21 protein-coding genes and 5 tRNA genes are annotated in these 20,209 nt (G+C 69.5%); 9 read left to right on the forward strand and 17 right to left on the reverse strand.

Going from position 1 to position 20,209, the window contains the following annotated elements; all coding sequences use genetic code 11:
- Positions 1 to 74: 74 nt before the first annotated feature.
- The 3 genes from ABD355_RS34595 to ABD355_RS34605 are packed head-to-tail and all read right to left on the reverse strand — an operon-like array spanning position 75 to position 3,081.
- Positions 75 to 1,232, reverse strand: coding sequence for a D-alanine--D-alanine ligase family protein (locus ABD355_RS34595; protein WP_344404875.1), 1,158 nt, complete (start codon positions 1,230 to 1,232; stop codon positions 75 to 77).
- Between the two features lie 59 nt (positions 1,233 to 1,291).
- Entirely contained in the window at positions 1,292 to 2,302 is a 1,011-nt protein-coding gene (locus tag ABD355_RS34600) for an NAD(P)H-dependent glycerol-3-phosphate dehydrogenase (RefSeq protein WP_099931539.1), read from the reverse strand.
- Positions 2,299 to 3,081: a lysophospholipid acyltransferase family protein gene (locus tag ABD355_RS34605; protein WP_344404876.1), complete on the reverse strand. Its 783-nt coding sequence runs from the start codon at positions 3,079 to 3,081 to the stop codon at positions 2,299 to 2,301. The genes ABD355_RS34600 and ABD355_RS34605 overlap by 4 nt, the downstream gene beginning before the upstream one ends.
- A 156-nt stretch (positions 3,082 to 3,237) precedes the next feature.
- Here ABD355_RS34605 and cofC point away from each other — a divergent pair, with 156 nt between their 5' ends.
- The gene (cofC, locus tag ABD355_RS34610) at positions 3,238 to 3,876 is read left to right on the forward strand and encodes a 2-phospho-L-lactate guanylyltransferase (RefSeq protein ID WP_344404877.1); all 639 of its coding nucleotides are present in this window, start codon (positions 3,238 to 3,240) and stop codon (positions 3,874 to 3,876) included.
- A gap of 143 nt (positions 3,877 to 4,019) precedes the next feature.
- Complete coding sequence (locus ABD355_RS34615; RefSeq protein ID WP_344404878.1) at positions 4,020 to 4,223, forward strand: hypothetical protein; 204 nt, start codon at positions 4,020 to 4,022, stop codon at positions 4,221 to 4,223.
- An 89-nt stretch (positions 4,224 to 4,312) separates the two neighbouring features.
- Here the strand turns inward: ABD355_RS34615 and ABD355_RS34620 are convergent, their stop codons facing one another.
- From ABD355_RS34620 to leuC, 4 genes are all read right to left on the reverse strand, one after another.
- On the reverse strand, positions 4,313 to 4,960 hold the full coding sequence (locus tag ABD355_RS34620; RefSeq protein WP_344404879.1) for an HU family DNA-binding protein: 648 nt from the start codon (positions 4,958 to 4,960) through the stop codon (positions 4,313 to 4,315).
- Between the two features lie 137 nt (positions 4,961 to 5,097).
- Complete coding sequence (locus ABD355_RS34625; RefSeq protein WP_344404880.1) at positions 5,098 to 5,328, reverse strand: SCO5555 family protein; 231 nt, start codon at positions 5,326 to 5,328, stop codon at positions 5,098 to 5,100.
- Between the two features lie 265 nt (positions 5,329 to 5,593).
- Complete coding sequence (gene leuD / locus ABD355_RS34630; RefSeq protein WP_344404881.1) at positions 5,594 to 6,187, reverse strand: 3-isopropylmalate dehydratase small subunit; 594 nt, start codon at positions 6,185 to 6,187, stop codon at positions 5,594 to 5,596.
- Between the two features lie 5 nt (positions 6,188 to 6,192).
- Complete coding sequence (leuC, locus tag ABD355_RS34635) at positions 6,193 to 7,623, reverse strand: 3-isopropylmalate dehydratase large subunit (protein ID WP_344404883.1); 1,431 nt, start codon at positions 7,621 to 7,623, stop codon at positions 6,193 to 6,195.
- A gap of 188 nt (positions 7,624 to 7,811) precedes the next feature.
- On the opposite strand from leuC, the gene ndgR reads away from it, so the two are divergent.
- Complete coding sequence (gene ndgR, locus ABD355_RS34640) at positions 7,812 to 8,528, forward strand: IclR family transcriptional regulator NdgR (RefSeq protein ID WP_015036427.1); 717 nt, start codon at positions 7,812 to 7,814, stop codon at positions 8,526 to 8,528.
- Positions 8,529 to 8,611: 83 nt separating this feature from the next.
- Here ndgR and ABD355_RS34645 read toward each other — a convergent pair whose 3' ends face one another.
- Positions 8,612 to 9,121 carry a DUF4188 domain-containing protein gene (locus ABD355_RS34645; protein ID WP_344405028.1) on the reverse strand — a complete coding sequence of 170 codons (510 nt, stop codon included), beginning with the start codon at positions 9,119 to 9,121 and terminating at the stop codon, positions 8,612 to 8,614.
- 83 nt (positions 9,122 to 9,204) lie between these two features.
- Here ABD355_RS34645 and ABD355_RS34650 point away from each other — a divergent pair, with 83 nt between their 5' ends.
- Positions 9,205 to 9,849 (forward strand): MerR family transcriptional regulator, encoded by a 645-nt coding sequence (locus ABD355_RS34650; protein WP_344404884.1) that lies wholly within the window; start codon positions 9,205 to 9,207, stop codon positions 9,847 to 9,849.
- A gap of 50 nt (positions 9,850 to 9,899) precedes the next feature.
- Here the strand turns inward: ABD355_RS34650 and ABD355_RS34655 are convergent.
- The 6 genes from ABD355_RS34655 to ABD355_RS34680 form a co-directional block, all read right to left on the reverse strand.
- A tRNA-Glu gene (locus ABD355_RS34655) sits at positions 9,900 to 9,972 on the reverse strand.
- 44 nt (positions 9,973 to 10,016) lie between these two features.
- Positions 10,017 to 10,088 (reverse strand) — tRNA-Gln (locus ABD355_RS34660).
- Between the two features lie 20 nt (positions 10,089 to 10,108).
- Positions 10,109 to 10,181, reverse strand: a tRNA-Glu gene (locus ABD355_RS34665).
- 29 nt (positions 10,182 to 10,210) lie between these two features.
- A tRNA-Glu gene (locus tag ABD355_RS34670) sits at positions 10,211 to 10,283 on the reverse strand.
- A 39-nt stretch (positions 10,284 to 10,322) separates the two neighbouring features.
- A tRNA-Gln gene (locus ABD355_RS34675) sits at positions 10,323 to 10,394 on the reverse strand.
- A gap of 91 nt (positions 10,395 to 10,485) precedes the next feature.
- Positions 10,486 to 11,217 carry an HAD family hydrolase gene (locus ABD355_RS34680; protein WP_344404885.1) on the reverse strand — a complete coding sequence of 244 codons (732 nt, stop codon included), beginning with the start codon at positions 11,215 to 11,217 and terminating at the stop codon, positions 10,486 to 10,488.
- Between the two features lie 89 nt (positions 11,218 to 11,306).
- On the opposite strand from ABD355_RS34680, the gene ABD355_RS34685 reads away from it, so the two are divergent.
- Positions 11,307 to 11,537: a hypothetical protein gene (locus tag ABD355_RS34685; protein ID WP_344404886.1), complete on the forward strand. Its 231-nt coding sequence runs from the start codon at positions 11,307 to 11,309 to the stop codon at positions 11,535 to 11,537.
- A 58-nt stretch (positions 11,538 to 11,595) separates the two neighbouring features.
- Here the strand turns inward: ABD355_RS34685 and gltX are convergent, their stop codons facing one another.
- From gltX to ABD355_RS34700, 3 genes are all read right to left on the reverse strand, one after another.
- Positions 11,596 to 13,080 carry a glutamate--tRNA ligase gene (gltX, locus tag ABD355_RS34690; protein ID WP_344404887.1) on the reverse strand — a complete coding sequence of 495 codons (1,485 nt, stop codon included), beginning with the start codon at positions 13,078 to 13,080 and terminating at the stop codon, positions 11,596 to 11,598.
- Positions 13,073 to 13,858 carry a fumarylacetoacetate hydrolase family protein gene (locus ABD355_RS34695; RefSeq protein WP_115905685.1) on the reverse strand — a complete coding sequence of 262 codons (786 nt, stop codon included), beginning with the start codon at positions 13,856 to 13,858 and terminating at the stop codon, positions 13,073 to 13,075. The genes gltX and ABD355_RS34695 overlap by 8 nt, the downstream gene beginning before the upstream one ends.
- A 127-nt stretch (positions 13,859 to 13,985) precedes the next feature.
- Positions 13,986 to 14,174, reverse strand: a complete 189-nt coding sequence (locus ABD355_RS34700) for a hypothetical protein (RefSeq protein WP_344404888.1) — start codon at positions 14,172 to 14,174, stop codon at positions 13,986 to 13,988.
- 603 nt (positions 14,175 to 14,777) lie between these two features.
- On the opposite strand from ABD355_RS34700, the gene ABD355_RS34705 reads away from it, so the two are divergent.
- From ABD355_RS34705 to ABD355_RS34720, 4 genes are all read left to right on the forward strand, one after another.
- Positions 14,778 to 18,479, forward strand: coding sequence for a sensor histidine kinase (locus tag ABD355_RS34705; protein ID WP_344404889.1), 3,702 nt, complete (start codon positions 14,778 to 14,780; stop codon positions 18,477 to 18,479).
- 9 nt (positions 18,480 to 18,488) lie between these two features.
- Entirely contained in the window at positions 18,489 to 18,902 is a 414-nt protein-coding gene (locus ABD355_RS34710) for a roadblock/LC7 domain-containing protein (protein ID WP_003973453.1), read from the forward strand.
- Positions 18,903 to 19,011: 109 nt separating this feature from the next.
- Positions 19,012 to 19,407, forward strand: coding sequence for a DUF742 domain-containing protein (locus tag ABD355_RS34715; RefSeq protein WP_030943001.1), 396 nt, complete (start codon positions 19,012 to 19,014; stop codon positions 19,405 to 19,407).
- The gene (locus tag ABD355_RS34720; RefSeq protein ID WP_115905688.1) at positions 19,388 to 19,963 is read left to right on the forward strand and encodes a GTP-binding protein; all 576 of its coding nucleotides are present in this window, start codon (positions 19,388 to 19,390) and stop codon (positions 19,961 to 19,963) included. The genes ABD355_RS34715 and ABD355_RS34720 overlap by 20 nt, the downstream gene beginning before the upstream one ends.
- Positions 19,964 to 20,209: the final 246 nt, after the last annotated feature.

Genomic DNA, 20,209 nt, shown 5'->3' on the forward strand with positions numbered 1-20,209 from the left:
GTCGTGTGGGGTTGCTCGCGCCCACGCGGCGGTAGCCGCATATCGATACAGCCCCGCGCCCCTTGCGGGGCGCTTCACCTCAGCCCGGTTGACCTGCGCAGGGCCGCCTGGATGAGCTCGTCCACCAGCTCGGGGTAGGTGAGGCCGCTCGCCGCCCACATCTGGGGGTACATCGAGATCGGGGTCATGCCGGGCATGGTGTTGATCTCGTTGATCACGAACTCGCCGTCCTCGGTGAGGAAGAAGTCCGCGCGGACCAGGCCCTCGCAGGACGCGGCCTCGAAGGCGTCCACCGCGAGCCGCTGCACCTCGGCGGTCTCCTCGGGCGTCAGCGGTGCCGGCACGATCCCCGGGGTCGAGTCGATGTACTTCGCCTCGAAGTCGTAGTACGCGTGCGCGTCCGGCGGGGGGATCTCGGACGGCACCGAGGCACGCGGCCCGTCCTCGAACTCCAGGACACCGCACTCGATCTCACGGCCCCGCAGCGCCGCCTCGACCAGGATCTTCGGGTCGTGCCGCTGGGCCTCCGCGATCGCGTCGCCGAGACCGGCGATGTCGTCGACCTTGGTGATGCCGATCGACGAGCCCGCGCGCGCGGGCTTCACGAAGAGCGGCCAGCCGTGCTCGCCGGCGAAGTCGACGATCTTCTTGCGGGCGGCCGACTCGTCCAGCTCCCACTCGCGGGGCCGGATCACCACGTACGGGCCGACCTTGAGCCCGAAGGAGGTGAACACCCGCTTCATGTACTCCTTGTCCTGGCCGACGGCCGAGGCGAGCACGCCCGAACCCACGTACGGGACGCCGGAGAGCTCCAGCAGGCCCTGCAGGGTGCCGTCCTCGCCGTAGGGGCCGTGCAGGACGGGGAAGACGACATCGACCTCGCCGAGCGCCTTGGGCACCGATCCGGGCTCGCTGACGACGACTTCGCGGTTGCCGGGGTCCAGCGGGAGCACCACGCCGCCCTCGCCCGACTCGGCGACGTCCTCCACCTCGGGCGTACGGCGGTCGGTGATCGCCATGCGTTCGGGCTCGTCGGCGGTGAGGGCCCAGCGGCCGTCCCTGGTGATGCCGATCGGCAGGACGTCGTACTTGGTCCGGTCGATGGCCTTGAGGACGGCGCCCGCGGTGACCACGGAGATCCCGTGTTCGGAGCTGCGCCCGCCGAACACGACGGCCACGCGCGGCTTGCGAGGCGGCTGCTCAGGGCTCTGGGGGAGGTTCTCGGTGCTCATATCGCGTTGAGCGTACCCGTTGGTAGAGCCCCGATACAGCGTCGACTCAGCAGGTTCGCTCAGCGTCGTTCGGGCTTTGCGCTGCGCGACATCAGCTCCTTGAGAGCGACCACCGGAGGCTTGCCCTCGTGCACGATGTCCACGACGGTCTCGGTGATGGGCATCTCCACGCCGTGCCGACGGGCCAGATCCGCCACGGACTCACAGGACTTGACGCCCTCGGCGGTCTGCTTGGTGACCGCGATGGTCTCCTGCAGGGTCATGCCCTTGCCGAGGTTGGTGCCGAAGGTGTGGTTGCGCGACAGCGGCGAGGAGCAGGTCGCCACCAGGTCGCCCAGGCCCGCGAGTCCGGAGAAGGTCAGCGGGTCGGCGCCCAGCGCGACGCCCAGCCGGGTGGTCTCGGCGAGGCCGCGGGTGATGAGCGAGCCCTTGGCGTTGTCGCCGAGGCCCATGCCGTCCGCGATGCCGACGGCGAGCCCGATCACGTTCTTGACCGCACCGCCGAGTTCGCAGCCGACCACGTCCGTGTTCGTGTACGGCCGGAAGTACGGGGTGTGGCAGGCGGCCTGGAGCCGCTGGGCGACCGCCTCGTCGGTGCAGGCGACGACGGCGGCGGCCGGCATCCGGGCGGCGATCTCGCGCGCGAGGTTGGGCCCGGTGACGACGGCGATCCGATCGGCGCCCACCTTGGCGACGTCCTCGATCACCTCGCTCATCCGCATGGCGGAACCGAGTTCGACGCCCTTCATGAGCGAGACGAGGGTCGTGTCGGGCGCCAGCAGCGGAGCCCACTCGGCGAGGTTGCCGCGCAGCGTCTGCGAGGGGATCGCGAGGACGGTGAAGTCGGCGCCGCGGGCGGCCTCGGCGGCGTCCGCCGTCGCCCGTACGTTGTCCGGGAGTTCGACACCGGGGAGGTAGTCGGGGTTCGTCCGCGTGGAGTTGACCGCGTCCGCGAGTTCGGCGCGCCGGCCCCACAGAGTGACCTCGCACCCCGCGTCGGCGAGCACCATGGCGAACGCGGTGCCCCACGAACCGGTGCCGAAGACGGCCGCCTTGACGGGCTTGCTCACGTACCCTGCCCCTCTTCCTGCTCGGCCCTCTCCTGGACCAGCTTCTGCTCGTGCGTCCTGCGCCGCTGCTCGATCCGCTCCCGTCGCGGGTCGTACGGCGTCTCGGGCGCCTTCTCGCCGCGGATCTCCTCCAGCTGGCGGGTGATGGCGGCCATGATGACCTCGGTCGCCTCCTTCAGGAGGTCCGGGGTCATCTCCTTGTCGTAGAAGCGCGAGAGGTCGACGGGCGGTCCCGCGAGCACGTGGTGGGTCTTGCGCGGGCGGAGGTTGGGCTTCTTGGCGTACGGCGGCAGCAGTTCGTTGGCGCCCCACTGGGCGACGGGGATCACCGGGCACTTGGTGGTCAGGGCGACGCGCGCGGCACCGGTCTTGCCGGTCATGGGCCACTGGTTCGGGTCCCGGGTGATGGTGCCCTCCGGGTAGAAGGCCACGCACTCACCGCGTTCCACGGCGTCGATCGCGGCGCGGAATGCGCTCAGCGCGTCCGTGGTCTCGCGGTAGACGGGGATCTGTCCGGTGCCGCGCATCGCGGCGCCGACGAATCCCTTCTTGAAAAGGCCGCTCTTCGCCAGGAATCGCGGAACCCGTCCGGTGTTGTACTGATAGTGCGCATACGCGAAGGGGTCCACATGGGAATTGTGGTTCACCGCGGTGATAAATCCGCCCTCGGCCGGAATGTGCTCCATTCCGCGCCAGTCCCGCTTGATCAGAACCACCAGTGGCGGTTTGCAGAGCACCGCTGCGAAGCGGTACCAGAAGCCGATTCTGCGGCGGGGCACGCGGACACCTTCCTCTAGGGCCTTGGGGGGCCGCACAAGTGTCGCCCCAGGCCGCCGGTCTGTCGAGAACACCGTACGCCCCGACGACGCGACCGCCAGATGGTCCGGGTGACGGCTGAGTGACAATGGCCGCGACAAGAGAGGGACGGAACACCGGTGCTGTGGACCTTGGTCATACCCCTGAAACCCCTGACGCGCGCCAAGAGCAGGCTCTCGGACACCGCGGCCGACGGGCTGCGTCCCGGACTCGCCCTCGCCTTCGCCCAGGACACCGTCACGGCGGCGCTGGCCTGCCCGGCGGTCGGGGATGTGGCGGTCGTCACGGACGACGCGCTGGCCGGCCGCGAGCTCGCCGCGCTGGGCGCCCGGATCGTTCCCGACGAGCCCCGGGGCGGCCTCAACGCGGCCCTGAGGCACGCCGTGACCGCCGTACGCGCCGCACGGCCGGGCAGCCGCGTCGCGGCCCTGAACGCCGATCTCCCGGCGCTGCGCCCCCTGGAATTGTCCCGTGTGCTGGACGCGGCCACGGAATTCCCCCGCGCTTTCCTCGCCGATGCGGCCGCAATCGGCACGACGCTGCTGGCCGCAGCCGCCGCCCAGGAATTGCTCCCGGCATTCGGCCCGGATTCCCGTGCCCGGCACCGGGCGTCCGGGGCCGTGGAGCTCACGCTCGGGGACGTGGATTCCGTACGCCAGGACGTGGACACGGGCGACGACTTGCGCGCGGCGCTGGCGCTGGGGGTGGGGCGGTATACGGCGGTGGTGTCCGCGGGACTTCTGATCCCGGGTACCTGAGGCGCCGGTGCGGGGGCGCTGCTCGCTTGGAGGTGCCGCCCTACAGGGGCGCGGGGAACTGCGCGACCAGCCACAACGCACCTGCAGTCGGCAGGCGACCCGCACCCCCACGGCGAGCCGCCGCAGGCACTACGCTGGCCGCCATGCAAGCCACCGCATACACGTACGACGCCGAGACAAGAACCGGCAGCGTGCTGCTGGACGACGGCACCCCGGTGCCCTTCGACGCACCGGCGTTCGACGCGGGCGGCCTGCGGCTGCTGCGTCCCGGGCAGCGGGTCCGCATCGAGACGGAGGGCGGCAAGGACGGCCTCCGGATCACCCTGGTGACACTCCAGACCCTCTGACCAGGCCATCTGCCCCCGAGAACACGCCGCGGGCCGGACTCCGACACGGAGTCCGGCCCGGCGCGTGAGTGCCCCTGTGCCCTTACCTCTTACCTCTTGCGGGCCGTGGCCGTCTTGGCGGTGGTGGTCTTGCGGGCCGCCGACTTCTTGGCGGGGGCCTTCTTGGCCGTCGCCTTCTTCGCCGGGGCCTTCTTCGCGGTCGCCGTCTTGGCGGTGCTCTTCTTCGCCGCGGTGGTCTTGGCGGCGCCCGTGGTCTTCGTGGCCGTCGTCTTCTTCGCGGTCGTCTTCTTCGCGGCGGGCGTCGTCTTCTTCGCCGTCGTCTTCTTCGCCGTGGTCTTCTTGGCGGCGGCCGCCTTGGTGGTCTTCTTCGCGGCCGCCTTCTTCACGGTCGCCGAAGCGCCACCGGTCAGGCTGCCCTTGGGCGCCTTCTTGACGGCGACCTCGCCGCCGCGCGGGAGCTTCTTCGAGCCGCTCACCAGGTCCTTGAAGCCCTGGCCCGCGCGGAAGCGCGGAACGGAGGTCTTCTTGACCCGAACCCGCTCGCCGGTCTGCGGGTTGCGGGCGTAGCGGGCCGGACGGTCGACCTTCTCGAACGAGCCGAAGCCGGTGACCGAGACCCGGTCCCCGGCGACGGTCGCGCGGACGATGGCGTCCAGGACCGCGTCGACAGCCTCGGCGGCCTGCTGTCGGCCGCCCAGCTTGTCGGCAATCGCTTCTACGAGCTGCGCCTTGTTCACGTCTTCCCCTTCGGAGACATTGCCAGAACGAAAGTGTTCAAGCTTTTTCGCACGTTAGGCAGATATATACCGCAAATCAAACACGAAACGGGCTAATCACCCGTGCGCCGCAACGAACTCGGCTGTCTCGAACGCGTTCAGCGGTCCTCTTCGGGGAATCGACCCTCGTCGAGGTCCGTGGTGAACGCCTCCAGACGCCTTGCCGCGTCGGCGAGATCGTGCTTGGCCGCGGCCGTAATGACCAGCAGCTTCCGGGTCAGCGCCATCCGTACGCCCTCCGGGACTTGCAGTGCGCGCACCCTTGAGTGCGCTTCCTTCAGTTGGTCCGCGACTGCCGCATAGAGCTCGAGTTGGCCGTCGTGTTCCATGCACAGATTGTGCCATCTGGGGCGAGTTGTCGCCTGCGGGGGTCGCAACTGATGCCTCAAACGGCCTTCCGGGCTTCGGCGGAAGTCGCGTCTTCACAACTCGGCTACCCCGGCAACAACCGTCGTAACGTGGGAAGTTGGGAGCAGGCCCGAGCGCGCCCGGGGCCGCTCGGGCCCGGATACAGCTGTACCCCCGATCGGGCTGATCGGGGGTACAACGGGGGTGTTCGGGTGGCTGAAACCCGACCTGCTCAGGGGCCCTGGATCAGACCTTGAGCGTCCGCGGCTTGTACGACGGGCGCTTGGCCTCGTACGCGGCGATGTCGGCCTCGTTCTGGAGGGTGATGGAGATGTCGTCCAGCCCGTTCAGCAGCCGCCAGCGGGAGTTCTCGTCCAGCTCGAAGGAGGCGGTGATGCCCTCGGCGCGCACCTCGCGGGCCTCCAGGTCGACGGTGATCTCGGCCTCGGGGTCCTTCTCCGTGAGCTCCCACAGGGCGTCCACGATCTTCTGCTCCAGAACGACCGTGAGCAGGCCGTTCTTCAGCGAGTTGCCGCGGAAGATGTCGGCGAAGCGGGAGGAGATCACGGCCTTGAAGCCGTAGTTCTGCAGCGCCCACACCGCGTGCTCACGGGAGGAGCCGGTGCCGAAGTCTGGGCCGGCGACCAGGACCGTGGCGCCCTGCCGCTCGGGGCGGTTGAGGATGAAGGTCTCGTCCTTGCGCCAGGCCTCGAACAGGCCGTCCTCGAAACCGTCCCGCGTGACCTTCTTGAGCCAGTGAGCAGGGATGATCTGGTCGGTGTCGACGTTGGAGCGGCGCAGCGGGACGGCCCGGCCGGTGTGCGTGGTGAATGCTTCCATGACTCTCAGACTCCAGCGGGCGTACGGGTCTCGGCGTCGGACAGGTCGGCCGGGGAGGCCAGGTGGCCCAGGACCGCCGTCGCGGCGGCGACCTGCGGCGACACCAGGTGCGTACGACCGCCCTTGCCCTGCCGGCCCTCGAAGTTGCGGTTGGAGGTGGACGCGGAGCGCTCACCCGGGGCCAGCTGGTCGGGGTTCATGCCCAGGCACATCGAGCAGCCCGCGTGCCGCCATTCGGCGCCGGCCTCCTTGAAGACCACGTCCAGGCCCTCGGAGACGGCCTGCAGGCCCACCCGCGCGGAGCCCGGGACGACCAGCATCCGTACGCCTTCGGCGACTTTGCGGCCCTCGACGATCGCCGCCGCGGCGCGCAGGTCCTCGATGCGGCCGTTGGTGCAGGAGCCTACGAAGACGGTGTCCACCTTGATGGAGCGCAGCGGCTGTCCGGCCTCCAACCCCATGTATTCCAGGGCCTTTTCGGCGGCGAGGCGCTCCGATGCGTCTTCGTACGAAGCCGGGTCGGGGACGGACGCCGAAAGCGGCGCGCCCTGGCCCGGGTTGGTGCCCCAGGTGACGAACGGCGACAGCGAAGCGGCGTCGATGACGACCTCGGCGTCGAACTCGGCGTCCTCGTCCGTCTTCAGCGTCTTCCAGTACGCGACGGCGGCGTCCCAGTCCTCGCCCTCGGGGGCGTGGGCGCGGCCCTTGATGTACTCGAAGGTGGTCTCGTCGGGGGCGATCATGCCCGCGCGGGCACCGGCCTCGATCGACATGTTGCAGATGGTCATCCGGGCCTCCATCGAGAGCTTCTCGATGGCGGAGCCGCGGTACTCGAGGATGTAGCCCTGGCCGCCGCCGGTACCGATCTTGGCGATGATCGCCAGGATCAGGTCCTTGGCCGTGACGCCCTCGGGCAGTTCGCCGTCGACCGTGATCGCCATGGTCTTCGGACGGGCCAGCGGCAGCGTCTGGGTGGCCAGCACGTGCTCGACCTGCGAGGTGCCGATGCCGAACGCCAGCGCACCGAAGGCACCGTGCGTGGAGGTGTGGGAGTCACCGCACACGACCGTCGTACCGGGCTGGGTCAGGCCCAGCTGCGGGCCGACGACGTGCACGACGCCCTGCTCGACGTCGCCCAGCGGGTGCAGCCGGACGCCGAACTCGGCGCAGTTCTTGCGCAGCGTCTCCAGCTGGGCCCGGGAGACCGGATCCGCGATCGGCTTGTCGATGTCGAGGGTCGGGGTGTTGTGGTCCTCGGTCGCGATGGTGAGGTCGAGACGGCGCACCGGGCGGCCGTTCTGACGCAGGCCGTCGAAGGCCTGCGGGCTGGTCACCTCGTGCAGGAGGTGGAGATCGATGAAGAGGAGGTCGGGCTCGCCCTCGGCGCGCCGGACGACGTGGTCGTCCCAGACCTTCTCCGCGAGTGTCCTACCCATCGCTTTCCCTCCGGCCGGCAAACGTCCACCGGCCCAACTAGAGATCTTGAGGAGACGGCGCCCGGCCCCAATTCACGGGCATCCGTCATCCGGCCCGTTCGGTCAGCGGGCCGCTGTGCATACAAGGGTTGCGCGTCTCACGAAAAAAGGAACTTGCGTTTCACAGAGTGAGACGTGAGTATCGTTTCATGGACAACAGTAGCGGCGTGGGCGTTCTGGACAAGGCAGCCCTTGTCCTCAGCGCCCTGGAGTCCGGGCCGGCCACCCTCGCGGGACTGGTGGCGGCCACCGGACTGGCACGACCGACGGCCCACAGACTGGCCGTGGCCCTGGAGCACCACCGTATGGTGGCACGCGACATGCAGGGCCGTTTCATCCTCGGCCCGCGCCTGGCGGAGCTGGCTGCGGCCGCCGGCGAGGACCGTCTCCTCGCGACCGCGGGCCCGGTCCTCACGCATCTGCGGGACGTCACGGGCGAGAGCGCCCAGCTCTACCGCCGCCAGGGCGACATGCGCATCTGCGTCGCCGCGGCGGAGCGCCTGTCCGGACTTCGGGACACCGTCCCGGTCGGCTCGACGCTCACGATGAAGGCCGGTTCCTCGGCGCAGATCCTGATGGCCTGGGAGGAGCCGGAGCGCCTGCACCGGGGTCTGCAGGGCGCCCGCTTCACGGCCACCGCACTCTCGGGGGTACGGCGCCGCGGCTGGGCCCAGTCCATCGGCGAGCGGGAACCGGGCGTCGCGTCCGTCTCCGCGCCCGTACGCGGCCCGTCCAACCGCGTGGTGGCCGCCGTGTCCGTCTCCGGCCCCATCGAGCGCCTGACGCGCCACCCGGGCCGTATGCACGCCCAGGCGGTCATCGACGCCGCCGCCCGCCTCTCCGAGGCACTGCGCCGCACCGGCTGACGCTCGGGGCCGTGGGAACGTCAGCGGGGAGAGCCCGCCTCAACGCCGCGGCAGGCCCTCCCCGCTCCCCCGATCCCTCCTGGTCACCCGGTCTTCTCGGCCGCCGCCTCCTGCGGCGGGCGGAAGGCGAACCGGTCCTTCGCGTACCGGCCCCGCTTCTCCAGCGGGATCTGCCCATGCGCGGCCGCGAGGCCGAAGGCCGGCATGTCCCCGTAGATCGCCTCGTACGACCCCTCCGGCACGACGTACGCCTCGTGCCAGATCCCCACCTGCCCGCGCAGCCTTCCGCTGCGCTCCTTGCGGTTGATCGCGGCCCACGCCGTGTGGTGGAAGCCGTCCGGCGCGGTCGCGTAGGCGTACAGCTTCTCCTTCGACTCCCAGTACTGCACGACGTAGTACGTGCGGGGCGAGGCCGACAGCAGCACGCGGCTGAGCAGACCCCGCGCGGGGTCCTTCGCCAGCTCCCGCAGCATGCGGAACATGCCGAGCATCACCGGCAGCCACAGATGGACGGCCCAGAAGCGGTTGATGCGCATACCGATCAGCAGGACGACGACATCGCCCTTCGCGTCGGCCGTCGTACGGGACACCATGGCCATTTCCCCCTCATTGGTGAGCAGCGCTATCCGACTGGCGATGGTTGGATAGTGCCGGTATCCGAGAAGGGGCGCAAGACATGCGGCTCGCCGAACTGAGCAGACACAGCGGTGTGTCCGTCGCGACGATCAAGTACTACCTGCGCGAAGGGCTGTTGATGCCCGGCCGGCAGATCAACGCGACCACCGCCGAGTACGACGAGGAGCACCTGCGGCGGCTGCGGCTGGTGCGCGCGATGATCCAGATCGGCCGGTTGCCGGTGGCGACGGTCCGGGAGGTGCTGGGGCATGTGGACGACGACTCCCTGCCCCGTACGATCCGCCTGGGCGCGGCGCTCTGGGCGCTGCCGCAGGTGCCGGAGCCGGACGAGGACGACGAGTACGTCCAGGCCGCGCACCAGGAGGTCGACGCGCTGCTGGACCGGCTCGGCTGGGAGAACGCCAAGCGGCTCGCGACCATCTCCCCCGCGTACCGCTCGCTGGTGGTGGCGGTGGCCGCCTTCCGCCGGCTCGGCTATGGCTGGGGGGCCGAACAACTCGTGCCGTACGCCGAGTTGATGCACCGGACGGCCGTACTCGACCTGGACCTCATGGAGACGCACCCGTCTCAGGCGGAGCAGACCGAGTTCGCCGTCCTGGGGGCGATCCTCAACGAACCGGCGATGCGGGCGCTGCACCGGCTGGCCCAGGAGGAGGAGTCGTCGCGGCGGTACGGCTTCGAATGAGCCCCGGACACAGCGAAGGCCCTCCGCCGAAGCGAAGGGCCTTCATGATGTACCCCCGACCGGATTCGAACCGGCGCTACCGCCTTGAGAGGGCGGCGTGCTAGGCCGCTACACAACGGGGGCGAGGATCTTGCAAGCGTTCAGTACTGCATCGCCGCAGATCCGAGCTGGTCTACCTGGACTCGAACCAAGACTAACTGAACCAGAATCAGTCGTGCTGCCAATTACACCATAGACCAATGTGGTTTAGACCAGTTTGTACCCCCGACCGGATTCGAACCGGCGCTACCGCCTTGAGAGGGCGGCGTGCTAGGCCGCTACACAACGGGGGCCCTAGCGATCCCGAGTTGATCGAGATCAGTACCCCCGACCGGATTCGAACCGGCGCTACTGCCTTGAGAGGGCAGCGTGCTAGGCCGCTACACAACGGGGGCCTGCGGAAAGGATCCGCGGTTACGGATGAGCTCCGCGAGCTGGCCTACCTGGACTCGAACCAAGACTAACTGAACCAGAATCAGTCGTGCTGCCAATTACACCATAGGCCACTGGAACGCAAGCCCCTGCGGGGTCCTTGTTCTAGTTCGCTCCTCCGGTTCCCGGCCTTTCGGCCCGCTCTCCGGCGGCGCAGGAAGAACATTACCCGAAGGTGGACGGGGCTCCAAAACGGGTATCGGCGCCGAGGAGCGCAGGGAGTTCGGCGAGGGAGGCGATCCGGTGCGGACCCGTGGGCGCATCACTGCTGGTGTGCAGGCCGTTGCGGTCGATCCACACCGACAGCAGTCCGGCGTCGGCGGCGCCGCGCCCGTCGATCTCCGGGTGATCGCCGACGTACGCGACCTGGTGCGGTGCCAGTTCCAGGGCCTCGCAGGCTGCCAGGAAGGCGCCGGCCTCGGGCTTGGAGACGCCGAGTTCGGCGGCGCACAGGATGACCTCGAAGCGGTCGTGCACGCCGAGGGTGCGCAGCTTGCGGTCCTGGACGGTGAGGCTGGAGTTGGACAGCACCGCGTGCCGGTGGCTGGCCGCGAGGGCGTCCAGGGCGGGCAGGACGTCCGGGAAGAGGGCCCAGGCGGCCTCGTAGTAGGTCTTGTAGCGCCGGAACCAGTCGTCGGCCTCGTCGTCGGTGAGCGCCCGGCCGAGGAACAGCCGCACACGGTCCCGCCGCTGGCCGTCGAAGGAGACCTCCCCTGCCGAGAACCGCGCCCAGTGGACCTCGGTGGCCACCCGCCACCGCTCCAGCGCCTCCGCCACGGCCCCGCCCGCGTCGAGCAGCCCTTCGGCCACCAGGTACTCCCGCATGGCCGCACGGTCCGCTCCGCTGTAGTCGAAGAGGGTGTCGTCGACGTCCCAGACCACGGCTCGGATGCTCATGATCCGACGGTAACCCCGTGGTCGGGAGCGCGTCCGGGGATCGGCGATTGTCAGGCTGGGCCGCCGCGGGGTCCTGGCACGCCGAGGTCATGACCGAGTACCGCCGGGCGCAGTTGGACAAGGCCGTGCGGATACTGGCTCGCGATCCCTTCCGGAAGACCTCCACCGCGCCGCTGGGACCGGACGCCAATCTGCGCAAGGCCTACGTGGCTCCCGGCATGGTGGTGGAGTACATGGTGGCGGGCGCGACCATGGTCGTGGTCGTACTGGAGACCTTCGACGAGAGCGCCTACTTGATCGACGAGAACGACGCCGTCTGAACATGTGGAGGGGCGGCAACCGGGTACCGGTTGCCGCCCCTCCACACGCGTCTGTGCGTTACGCGGCCAGCTTCGCCAGCGCCGCGTCGATGCGGGCCAGCGTCTTCTCCTTGCCCAGGATCTCCAGGGACTCGAACAGGGGCAGGCCGACCGTGCGGCCGGTGACGGCGACGCGGACCGGGGCCTGGGCCTTGCCGAGCTTGAGGCCGTGGGTCTCGCCGGCGGCCAGGACGGCCTCCTTGAGGGACTCGGCGGAGGTCCAGTCGGCGGACTCCAGCTTCTCGCGGGCGGTGTGGAGGAGGGCGTCCGAGCCCTCCTTCATCGCCTTCGTCCAGGACGGCTCGTCGAAGACCGGCTCGGCGAGGAACAGGAAGTCGACGTTGTCCGTGATCTCCGAGAGGACCTTCACACGGGTCTGGGCGTGCGGGGCGACCGCCTGCCACTTGGCCTCGTCGAAGTCCTCCGGCGCCCAGGGGGCGAAGGGGGCCTTGAGCCAGGGGGCGCAGCGCTCCGTGAAGTCCTTCACATCCAGCAGGCGGATGTGGTCGGCGTTGATCGCCTCGCACTTCTTGAGGTCGAAGCGGGCCGGGTTGGGGTTCACGTCCGCGATGTCGAAGGCCGCCACCATCTCCTCGATGGTGAAGATGTCCTTGTCCGCGGAGAGCGACCAGCCCAGCAGGGACAGGTAGTTGAGCAGGCCCTCCGGGAGGAAGCCGCGCTCGCGGTAGAGGTTCAGCGAGGACTGCGGGTCACGCTTGGACAGCTTCTTGTTGCCCTCGCCCATCACGTACGGCAGGTGCCCGAACTGCGGGATCTCCTTGGCGATGCCCAGCTCGATCAGCGCCTTGTAGAGGGCGATCTGGCGGGGCGTGGAGGACAGCAGGTCCTCGCCGCGCAGGACGTGGGTGATCTCCATCAGAGCGTCGTCGACCGGGTTGACGAGCGTGTACAGCGGGGCGCCGTTCGCGCGGACGATGCCGTAGTCCGGGACGTTCTCCGGCGTGAACGTCAGCTCGCCGCGGACCAGGTCCGTGAAGGTGATCGTCTCGTCGGGCATCCGGAAGCGGACGATCGGCGTACGTCCCCGGGCCTGGTACTCCTCGACCTGCGCGGCCGTGAGGTCGCGGCAGTGGCCGTCGTAGCCGGACGGCTTGCCGGCGGCGCGGGCGGCCTCGCGGCGGGTGTCCAGCTCCTCCTGGGAGCAGTAGCAGTGGTAGGCGTGCCCGGCGGCGAGGAGCTTGTGCGCCACATCGGCGTAGAGGTCCATGCGCTGCGACTGGCGGTACGGCGCGTGCGGGCCGCCGACCTCGGGGCCCTCGTCCCAGTCGAAGCCCAGCCAGCGCATCGAGTCGAGCAGCTGGTTGTAGGACTCCTCGGAGTCGCGGGCGGCGTCGGTGTCCTCGATGCGGAAGACCAGAGTGCCCTGGTGGTGCCGGGCGAACGCCCAGTTGAACAGGGCGGTGCGGACCAGGCCCACATGGGGGTTACCGGTGGGCGAGGGGCAGAAACGGACGCGTACGGGGGAGCCGGGTGCGCTAGCCACGCTTGACAACCTTGTTGGTGAGAGTGCCGATGCCTTCGATGGTGACGGCGACCTCGTCGCCGACGGTGAGCGGCCCGACGCCTGCCGGGGTGCCCGTGAGGATCACGTCGCCGGGGAGCAGCGTCATGGCCTCGGAGATGTTGACGATCAGATCCTCGATGGGATGGATCATCTCGCTGGTGCGGCCGAGCTGGCGTTGTTCGCCGTTGACCGTGAGCTGGACGGTCAGGTCGGACGCGGTCGCGAGGTCGATGCCGGTCTCCACCCAGGGGCCGAGCGGGCAGGACGTGTCGAAGCCCTTGGCCCGGGCCCACTGCTTCTCACGCTTTTGCACATCGCGGGCGGTGACGTCGTTGGCGCAGGTGTAGCCGAAGATCACGTCGGCCACGCGCTCGCGCGGGACCTCGCGGCACATCCGGCCGATGACGACGGCCAGTTCGGCCTCGTGGTGCAGTTCCTCGGAGAAGGAGGGGTACTGGATCTCGTCGCCGGGGCCGATCACCGAGGTGGAGGGCTTGAAGAAGGCGAACGGGGCGTCGGGCACCTCGTTGCCCAGTTCGCGCGCGTGCTCCGCGTAGTTGCGGCCGAAGGCCACGACCTTGTTGGGGAGCACCGGCGGGAGCAGCCTGACCTTGCTGACCGGCACCTTCGTACCGGAGAGCTCGAAGTCCGCGAACGGGATGCCCTTGATGATGTCGAGGACGAGCTCGTCCGGCTTGTCGCCCTCGACCGCGCCGAAGGCGACGTTCCCGTCGATGGAGAACCTGGCGATGCGCACGGGATCCTGCGCCCCTCACTTGAGCCGGCTGGAGTCTGACGCTCCAGGCTAACGCGGTGAGGGGGCTGCGCTTCGCGCATTTGATCCGTGCGCGGCCGCGGTGAGTGATCTACGGCCGGTGTGCGTACTACTGCGCGACGGAGGCCGTGGCGGGGGCCTCCACCAGGATGGTGCGGCGCGGGTTGGCCGTCTGGGACGGGAGGTCGACGGAGTGCTCCGGCTGCTGCGGCGTCTGCAGTGCGTCGGCGTCCTCGAGGTGCGCCAGCGTGGTGCGCCGCGGGTTGGCTATGTTGCGGAACATCGTCGTCGTCTTCACTGTTGTACGTGACCTTGTCGTCTACGGGCGCCCCGGCCGGGGCCTCGGGCCCCTCGCGCAGGCGCGGTTGTCAAAGTGTTACGTCCTGTAAAGCGTCAGGCTAAACATGCAATTCCCTCCCCAAGGCGTGAAGACTCCATGATCAGCATGTGAGTTTGCTCACGACCTGACAGGCAAAACGGTCAATTCCGGCCCCTGGATGGCCTCCATGAAACGGACATTGCCCCCCTGAAGCCACCATTCCGCTCCTGATCATGGCGACTGGGACACCGCTCCCACCTGGGCGACTCGCTCGCATAAGTCCGTTATGGACGAGATCACTTTCTACGTCCGGTAATCCCGCACTCACGTGCAGTCACGTGCGTCACGGCATAGTGCTCGGCCCTTGTTGGAGATCCGGCACTGTGCTGGAATTCCACGGACCGCCGCAGGATCGAGCCGGCGCACAGGGGGCGCGACGAGCGTCGCGTTGCGGCGAGAAGGGGGATCCAGCGCCGGTCACTTCACGACCACAGGGGGCGCATTCAGGGCGCCGCCTAAAACGCCGACACCGTGTCTTTCCGTTCACGCGGAGGGGCGCCTGGTCCAGAGGTTGCGACGCTAGTGCAGGGACGTTTCAAGAGGGATGGCAGTGCTTCGGCGGAGCCGGAGCCGCACGGCGGGACTGGCCCCAATGCCGGCAGTCCCTCCCCCCAGCACGCCCAGAACCCGGGCCCGGCACCGTCCGGCGACGGCCAAGAGCGCTCCGGGCGCCCCGGCGCGTCGGCACCTCCCGGGCCCCCCGGCTCCGCCGCTCCGGCGGTCAAGCCGCCCAGCGGTCCGAGCGGTCCGGGCTCCCGTATGGCTCTGCGCAACTGGCGCATCTCCACGCGCCTGGTGTCGCTGCTCGCACTTCCCGTGGTGGCGGCCACCTCGCTGGGCGCCCTGCGCATCAGCGACAACATGAACGACATCCAGCAGCTCGACAACATGAAGCTGCTGACGGACATGACCAAGCAGGCCACCGAGCTGGCGGACGCGCTCCAGAAGGAGCGCGACCTGTCCTCGGGTCCGCTGGCGCACGGCTCCAAGGCGAGCGACTACACGGTCAAGGGCTACCGGGACAAGACGGACCGGGCCAAGACCAACTTCATCGACTCCGCCGAGCAGATCGACACCTCCAACAAGGACGGCTCGCTCCAGGGCGTCCGCGAGAGCCTCGTCGGCGTGGTCGGCGACCTCGAACAGCTGTCGAAGATCCGCTCCAGCGCCTACCAGGCCAAGAACAACTCGACCCAGACCGTCGAGGCGTACCACCGTCTGGTCACGCACCTGCTGAGCCTCTCCCAGGACATGGCCGAGGCCACCAGCAACCCCGAGATGATCCAGCGCACCCGCGCCCTGGCCTCCTTCTCCTCCGCCAAGGAGTACGCGTCGATGCAGCGCGCCGTCCTGGCGGCGGCGCTCCCCGCGAACAACACCACGGTCGGCGACCTGTCGGAGAACGACCGGCTCTACGCGCAGTCGGCGCTGGAGAGCCAGAAGTCCGAGCTGCGCAGCTTCCGGAGCATCTACGGCACCGACAAGGCCACCGCTCTCCTCAAGCCCATCGAGGAGAACAACACGACCATCACGGCCAGCGACAAGTACGCCAGCCGTGCCCTCGCCTCCCAGAACGCCCTGGACGACCTGCCGAAGCGCTCGTACCAGGACTGGGTGGACGACAGCTCGACCAAGATCGAGCAGATGAAGAAGATCGAGCACACCCTGCTCGAGGACATGGAGCAGAAGGCCCGCGAGCTGCGTTCCGCCTCCGAGCGTGAGGCGATCATCTCCGGTGCGCTGATCCTGCTCGTGCTCGGCGTCTCCCTCGTCGGCGCCTTCGTCATCGCCCGCTCCATGATCCGCTCGCTGCGCCGGCTGCAGGAGACCGCCAACAAGGTCGCCCAGGACCGGCTGCCCGAGCTGGTCAAGCAGCTGTCGGAGTCGGACCCGCAGGACGTCGACACCTCCGTCGAGTCGGTCGGTGTGCACTCCCGGGACGAGATCGGCCAGGTGGCCGCGGCCTTCGACGACGTGCACCGCGAGGCGGTCCGCCTCGCCGCCGAGCAGGCCCTGCTGCGGGGCAACGTCAACGCGATGTTCACCAACCTCTCGCGCCGCTCCCAGGGCCTCATCCAGCGTCAGCTGTCGCTGATCTCCGAGCTCGAGTCCCGTGAGGCCGACCCGGACCAGCTGTCCTCGCTGTTCAAGCTGGACCACCTCGCGACGCGTATGCGCCGTAACGGTGAGAACCTCCTCGTCCTCGCCGGTGAGGAGCCCGGCCGCCGCTGGACCCGCCCGGTCCCGCTGGTCGACGTGCTCCGCGCCGCCGCCTCCGAGGTGGAGCAGTACGAGCGCATCGAACTGGCCGCCGTGCCGACCACCGAGGTCGCCGGCCGCGTGGTCAACGACCTCGTGCACCTGCTCGCCGAGCTGCTGGAGAACGCGACCTCGTTCTCCTCGCCGCAGACCAAGGTCAAGGTCACCGGTCACGCGCTGCCCGACGGCCGCGTGCTGATCGAGATCCACGACACCGGCATCGGCCTCTCCCCCGAGGACCTCGCGGCGATCAACGAGCGGCTCGCCTCGCCGCCCACCGTGGACGTCTCCGTCTCCCGCCGCATGGGCCTCTTCGTGGTCGGCCGGCTGTCCCAGCGCCACGGCATCCGCATCCAGCTGCGCCCCTCCGACTCCGGTGGTACGACCGCGCTGGTCATGCTGCCCGTCGATGTCGCCCAGGGCGGCAAGAAGCCGCAGCCCAAGCCGGGTCAGGGCGCCGGTTCCTCCAGTGGCCCCGCCGCCGCGCAGGCCGCCGCTGGTGTGGCCGCCGCACGGCGCCAGGCCGGTGCCGGTGCGCCCGGTGGCGGCGCCCTCGGTGCCGGCTCCGGTGGTGGTCTGCTCGGTGCCGGTCAGGGCCCGCGGGCCGCGCTGCCCGGTGCCGGCGACGGCCGTCCGGGTGCGCCCGGCGGAGCGCGTGGACCGCAGTCCCCGGCAGCCCCGCAGCAGGGCCGGCCGGCTCCCGCGGGTGCGGGTGCCGGGTTCGGTCAGGCGCCGGGTGCGCCGCAGGGTCTGCAGGCCGCGGGCATGGGTCAGGACAGCTTCGGCGGCGCTCGTGGCGCCGTACCGCCGCAGTCCTCCAACAACGCCGAGGCAGGCAACGAGCAGGGCCGCGGCCGGCGTGGCCGTCAGCCGCAGCTGCCGGGCCGTGGCGGTCCGCGTGCCGAGCTGCCGGGCGGCAACCCGCAGTCCCGGCCGAGCTGGAGCGACGAGAACGCGCAGCCGCCGGTGCCGCGTGCCTCGCTCGACACCCCGCGCGGCCACGACGAGACCTCCCGGATGCCGCGCATCGACGCGACGTCCGAGATGCCGGCCATCCCGCGGTCCGACGACCGTCAGGGCCCCGGGTCCACCTCGGAATTCGCCCGCCCCGACTTCGGTGCTCCGGCGCCGGGCAACCCGCAGCACACCGGTCAGTTCGCCGCCCAGGACTTCGGGGCGCAGCAGCCGAGCAGCAACGGTTCGCAGAACACGGGCCAGTTCGTCCGCTCGGACGTCTTCGGCGCTCCGTCCGGCCAGAACGGGCGAGGCGGCCAGAACAACCCGAGCAACCCCGCCAACACGGGTCAGTTCGCGAGCCCGCAGGCGTACGACGGCAGCTCCACGGGCCAGTTCCCCACCCCGGGCTACGACAACGGCTCCACCGGGCAGTTCGAGCGTCCGGGCGGCGACTTCGGTGCTCCGCGGCAGCCGGCTCCGCAGCGTCCGCAGCAGCGGCCCGTCCGCCAGGAGCCCGAGGCGCTGCCGCCGGCGCAGGGTCCTGGAGACGGCCGTACGCCGCTGTACGACACGCTGGAGACCAACTGGTTCCACGGCCAGCAGGGCGGTCAGCAGAGCAACGGCTCCGCACCGGCCCCGCAGCAGCCGCAGGCTCCGGCGGCTCCCGCGGCCCCGCAGCACTCCGCTGCTTCACAACGTCCCGCCACCTCTTCCTGGCGCACCTCGCCGAACGACGATCTCGTCCGGCAGGCAGAGCGTGTCAGGCAGCCGGCGGCGGGCGGCGTCACCACTTCCGGCCTGCCGCGCCGGGTGCCCCGGGCGAACCTCGTTCCGGGCACGGCTCAGCAGCAACAGCACCAAGCCGGTCCGCAGGTCTCGCGTGCGCCTGACGACGTACGCGGTCGGCTGACCAATCTCCGTCGGGGCATCGCGCAGGGTCGCCAGGCCGGTACCGGTACCGGTCAGACCGGCAGTTTCCCGAGCCCCACTCACCAGCAGGAGCGTTAGTTGAGCCAGATGAGCCAAGCGGCACAGAACCTCAACTGGTTGATCACCAACTTCGTGGACAACACCCCGGGTGTGTCCCACACCGTCGTCGTGTCCGCCGACGGTCTCCTTCTGGCGATGTCGGAAGGCTTCCCCCGCGACCGCGCCGATCAGCTGGCGGCCGTCGCGTCCGGTCTGACCTCGCTGACGGCCGGGGCCTCCCGGATCTTCGAGGGCGGCAACGTGGCGCAGACGGTCGTCGAGATGGAGCGGGGCTTTCTCTTCCTGATGTCCGTCTCTGACGGCTCGTCCCTGGCCGTGCTCGCGCACCCCGAGTGCGACATCGGCCTGGTCGGCTACGAGATGGCGCTGCTCGTCGACCGGGCAGGTGCGGTCCTCACGCCGGATCTGCGCGCCGAACTACAGGGCAGTCTGCTCCACTGACCCGCCCAGGATCCACCCCCGTCACCACATCACCGTCCGGCCGCCACAATCCCCCCACGGCCAAGAAGACGGCCAGCCCGACCGACTTGCTGTCCCGCCCGGAGGATTCATGACCCCGCCCACCGCCTCTCATGATCCGTACGCGGAGCCGTACGAGGACGAGGGCGACCAGCCACTGGTACGTCCGTACGCGATGACCGGTGGCCGGACCCGGCCCCGCTATCAGCTGGCCATCGAGGCGCTGATCAGCACCACGGCCGACCCCGCAGCACTCATGGGGCTGCTCCCGGAGCACCAGCGCATCTGCCACCTGTGCCGTGAGGTGAAGTCGGTCGCAGAGGTGTCGGCGCTTTTGTCCATGCCGCTGGGCGTGGCCCGGATCCTTGTCGCGGACCTGGCCGAGGCCGGGCTCGTCGCCATCCACCAGCCTGGTGGCGACGAGACGACCGGTGCGCCGGACGTGACCCTGCTCGAAAGGGTGCTCAGTGGACTTCGCAAGCTCTGAACCGAGTCGTGCCACCACCTCCGCCAAGATCGTGGTGGCGGGCGGCTTCGGCGTGGGCAAGACCACGTTCGTAGGCGCCGTCTCGGAGATCAACCCGCTGCGCACCGAGGCCGTCATGACCTCCGCTTCCGCGGGAATCGACGACCTCACCCACACCGGGGACAAGACCACCACCACGGTGGCCATGGACTTCGGCCGTATCACCCTGGACCAGGACCTGATCCTGTACCTCTTCGGTACGCCGGGCCAGGACCGGTTCTGGTTCATGTGGGACGACCTGGTACGCGGTGCGATCGGCGCGGTGGTGCTCGTGGACACCCGGCGCCTGGCGGACTGCTTCCCCGCGGTCGACTACTTCGAGAACAGCGGCCTGCCCTTCGTCGTCGCGCTGAACGGCTTCGACGGGCACCAGCCGTATGCTCCCGAGGAGGTGCGCGAGGCGCTGCAGATCGGTCCGGACACTCCGATCATCACGACGGACGCCCGGCACCGCGCGGATGCCAAGAGTGCGCTGATCACGCTGGTCGAGCACGCTCTCATGGCACGGCTGAGGTAACACCCAAATCAGCCATGCCGTACGGCAGTTGTCGTAGACACATCGGAGCCGGCTGTGGCCTTTGACACGGTCGGCCCCGATGTTCATAACGTTTCGGCAGAGGAATCGGGTGGCACGGCCACGCGTCGTTGCCAAACGGTCTCGCTGCGCTCACATCAGCCCCGTCTTTTGACGGGGCTCGTTCTTTATGACCGTTTTATCTGGGGCTTACATCACACGGAATCCTTGCTTTCCACTGTTTGGAAG

The sequence above is a fragment of the Streptomyces longisporus genome, assembly GCF_039532765.1.
In the GTDB taxonomy this organism is placed as follows: domain Bacteria; phylum Actinomycetota; class Actinomycetes; order Streptomycetales; family Streptomycetaceae; genus Streptomyces; species Streptomyces longisporus.

Excerpts from the sequence above, each read along its gene's own strand:
- ndgR (WP_015036427.1), top strand. The coding sequence starts at position 7,812 with ATGGACAACAGTAGCGGCGTGGGCGTTCTGGACAAGGCAGCCCTTGTC.
- ABD355_RS34715 (WP_030943001.1), top strand. The coding sequence starts at position 19,012 with ATGACCCCGCCCACCGCCTCTCATGATCCGTACGCGGAGCCGTACGAG.
- leuD (WP_344404881.1), bottom strand. The coding sequence starts at position 6,187 with ATGGAAGCATTCACCACGCACACCGGCCGGGCCGTCCCGCTGCGCCGC.
- ABD355_RS34625 (WP_344404880.1), bottom strand. The coding sequence starts at position 5,328 with ATGGAACACGACGGCCAACTCGAGCTCTATGCGGCAGTCGCGGACCAA.
- ABD355_RS34595 (WP_344404875.1), bottom strand. The coding sequence starts at position 1,232 with ATGAGCACCGAGAACCTCCCCCAGAGCCCTGAGCAGCCGCCTCGCAAG.
- ABD355_RS34680 (WP_344404885.1), bottom strand. The coding sequence starts at position 11,217 with ATGAGCATCCGAGCCGTGGTCTGGGACGTCGACGACACCCTCTTCGAC.
- ABD355_RS34710 (WP_003973453.1), top strand. The coding sequence starts at position 18,489 with ATGAGCCAAGCGGCACAGAACCTCAACTGGTTGATCACCAACTTCGTG.
- leuC (WP_344404883.1), bottom strand. The coding sequence starts at position 7,623 with ATGGGTAGGACACTCGCGGAGAAGGTCTGGGACGACCACGTCGTCCGG.
- ABD355_RS34650 (WP_344404884.1), top strand. The coding sequence starts at position 9,205 with ATGCGGCTCGCCGAACTGAGCAGACACAGCGGTGTGTCCGTCGCGACG.
- ABD355_RS34645 (WP_344405028.1), bottom strand. The coding sequence starts at position 9,121 with ATGGTGTCCCGTACGACGGCCGACGCGAAGGGCGATGTCGTCGTCCTG.
- ABD355_RS34685 (WP_344404886.1), top strand. The coding sequence starts at position 11,307 with ATGACCGAGTACCGCCGGGCGCAGTTGGACAAGGCCGTGCGGATACTG.
- ABD355_RS34615 (WP_344404878.1), top strand. The coding sequence starts at position 4,020 with ATGCAAGCCACCGCATACACGTACGACGCCGAGACAAGAACCGGCAGC.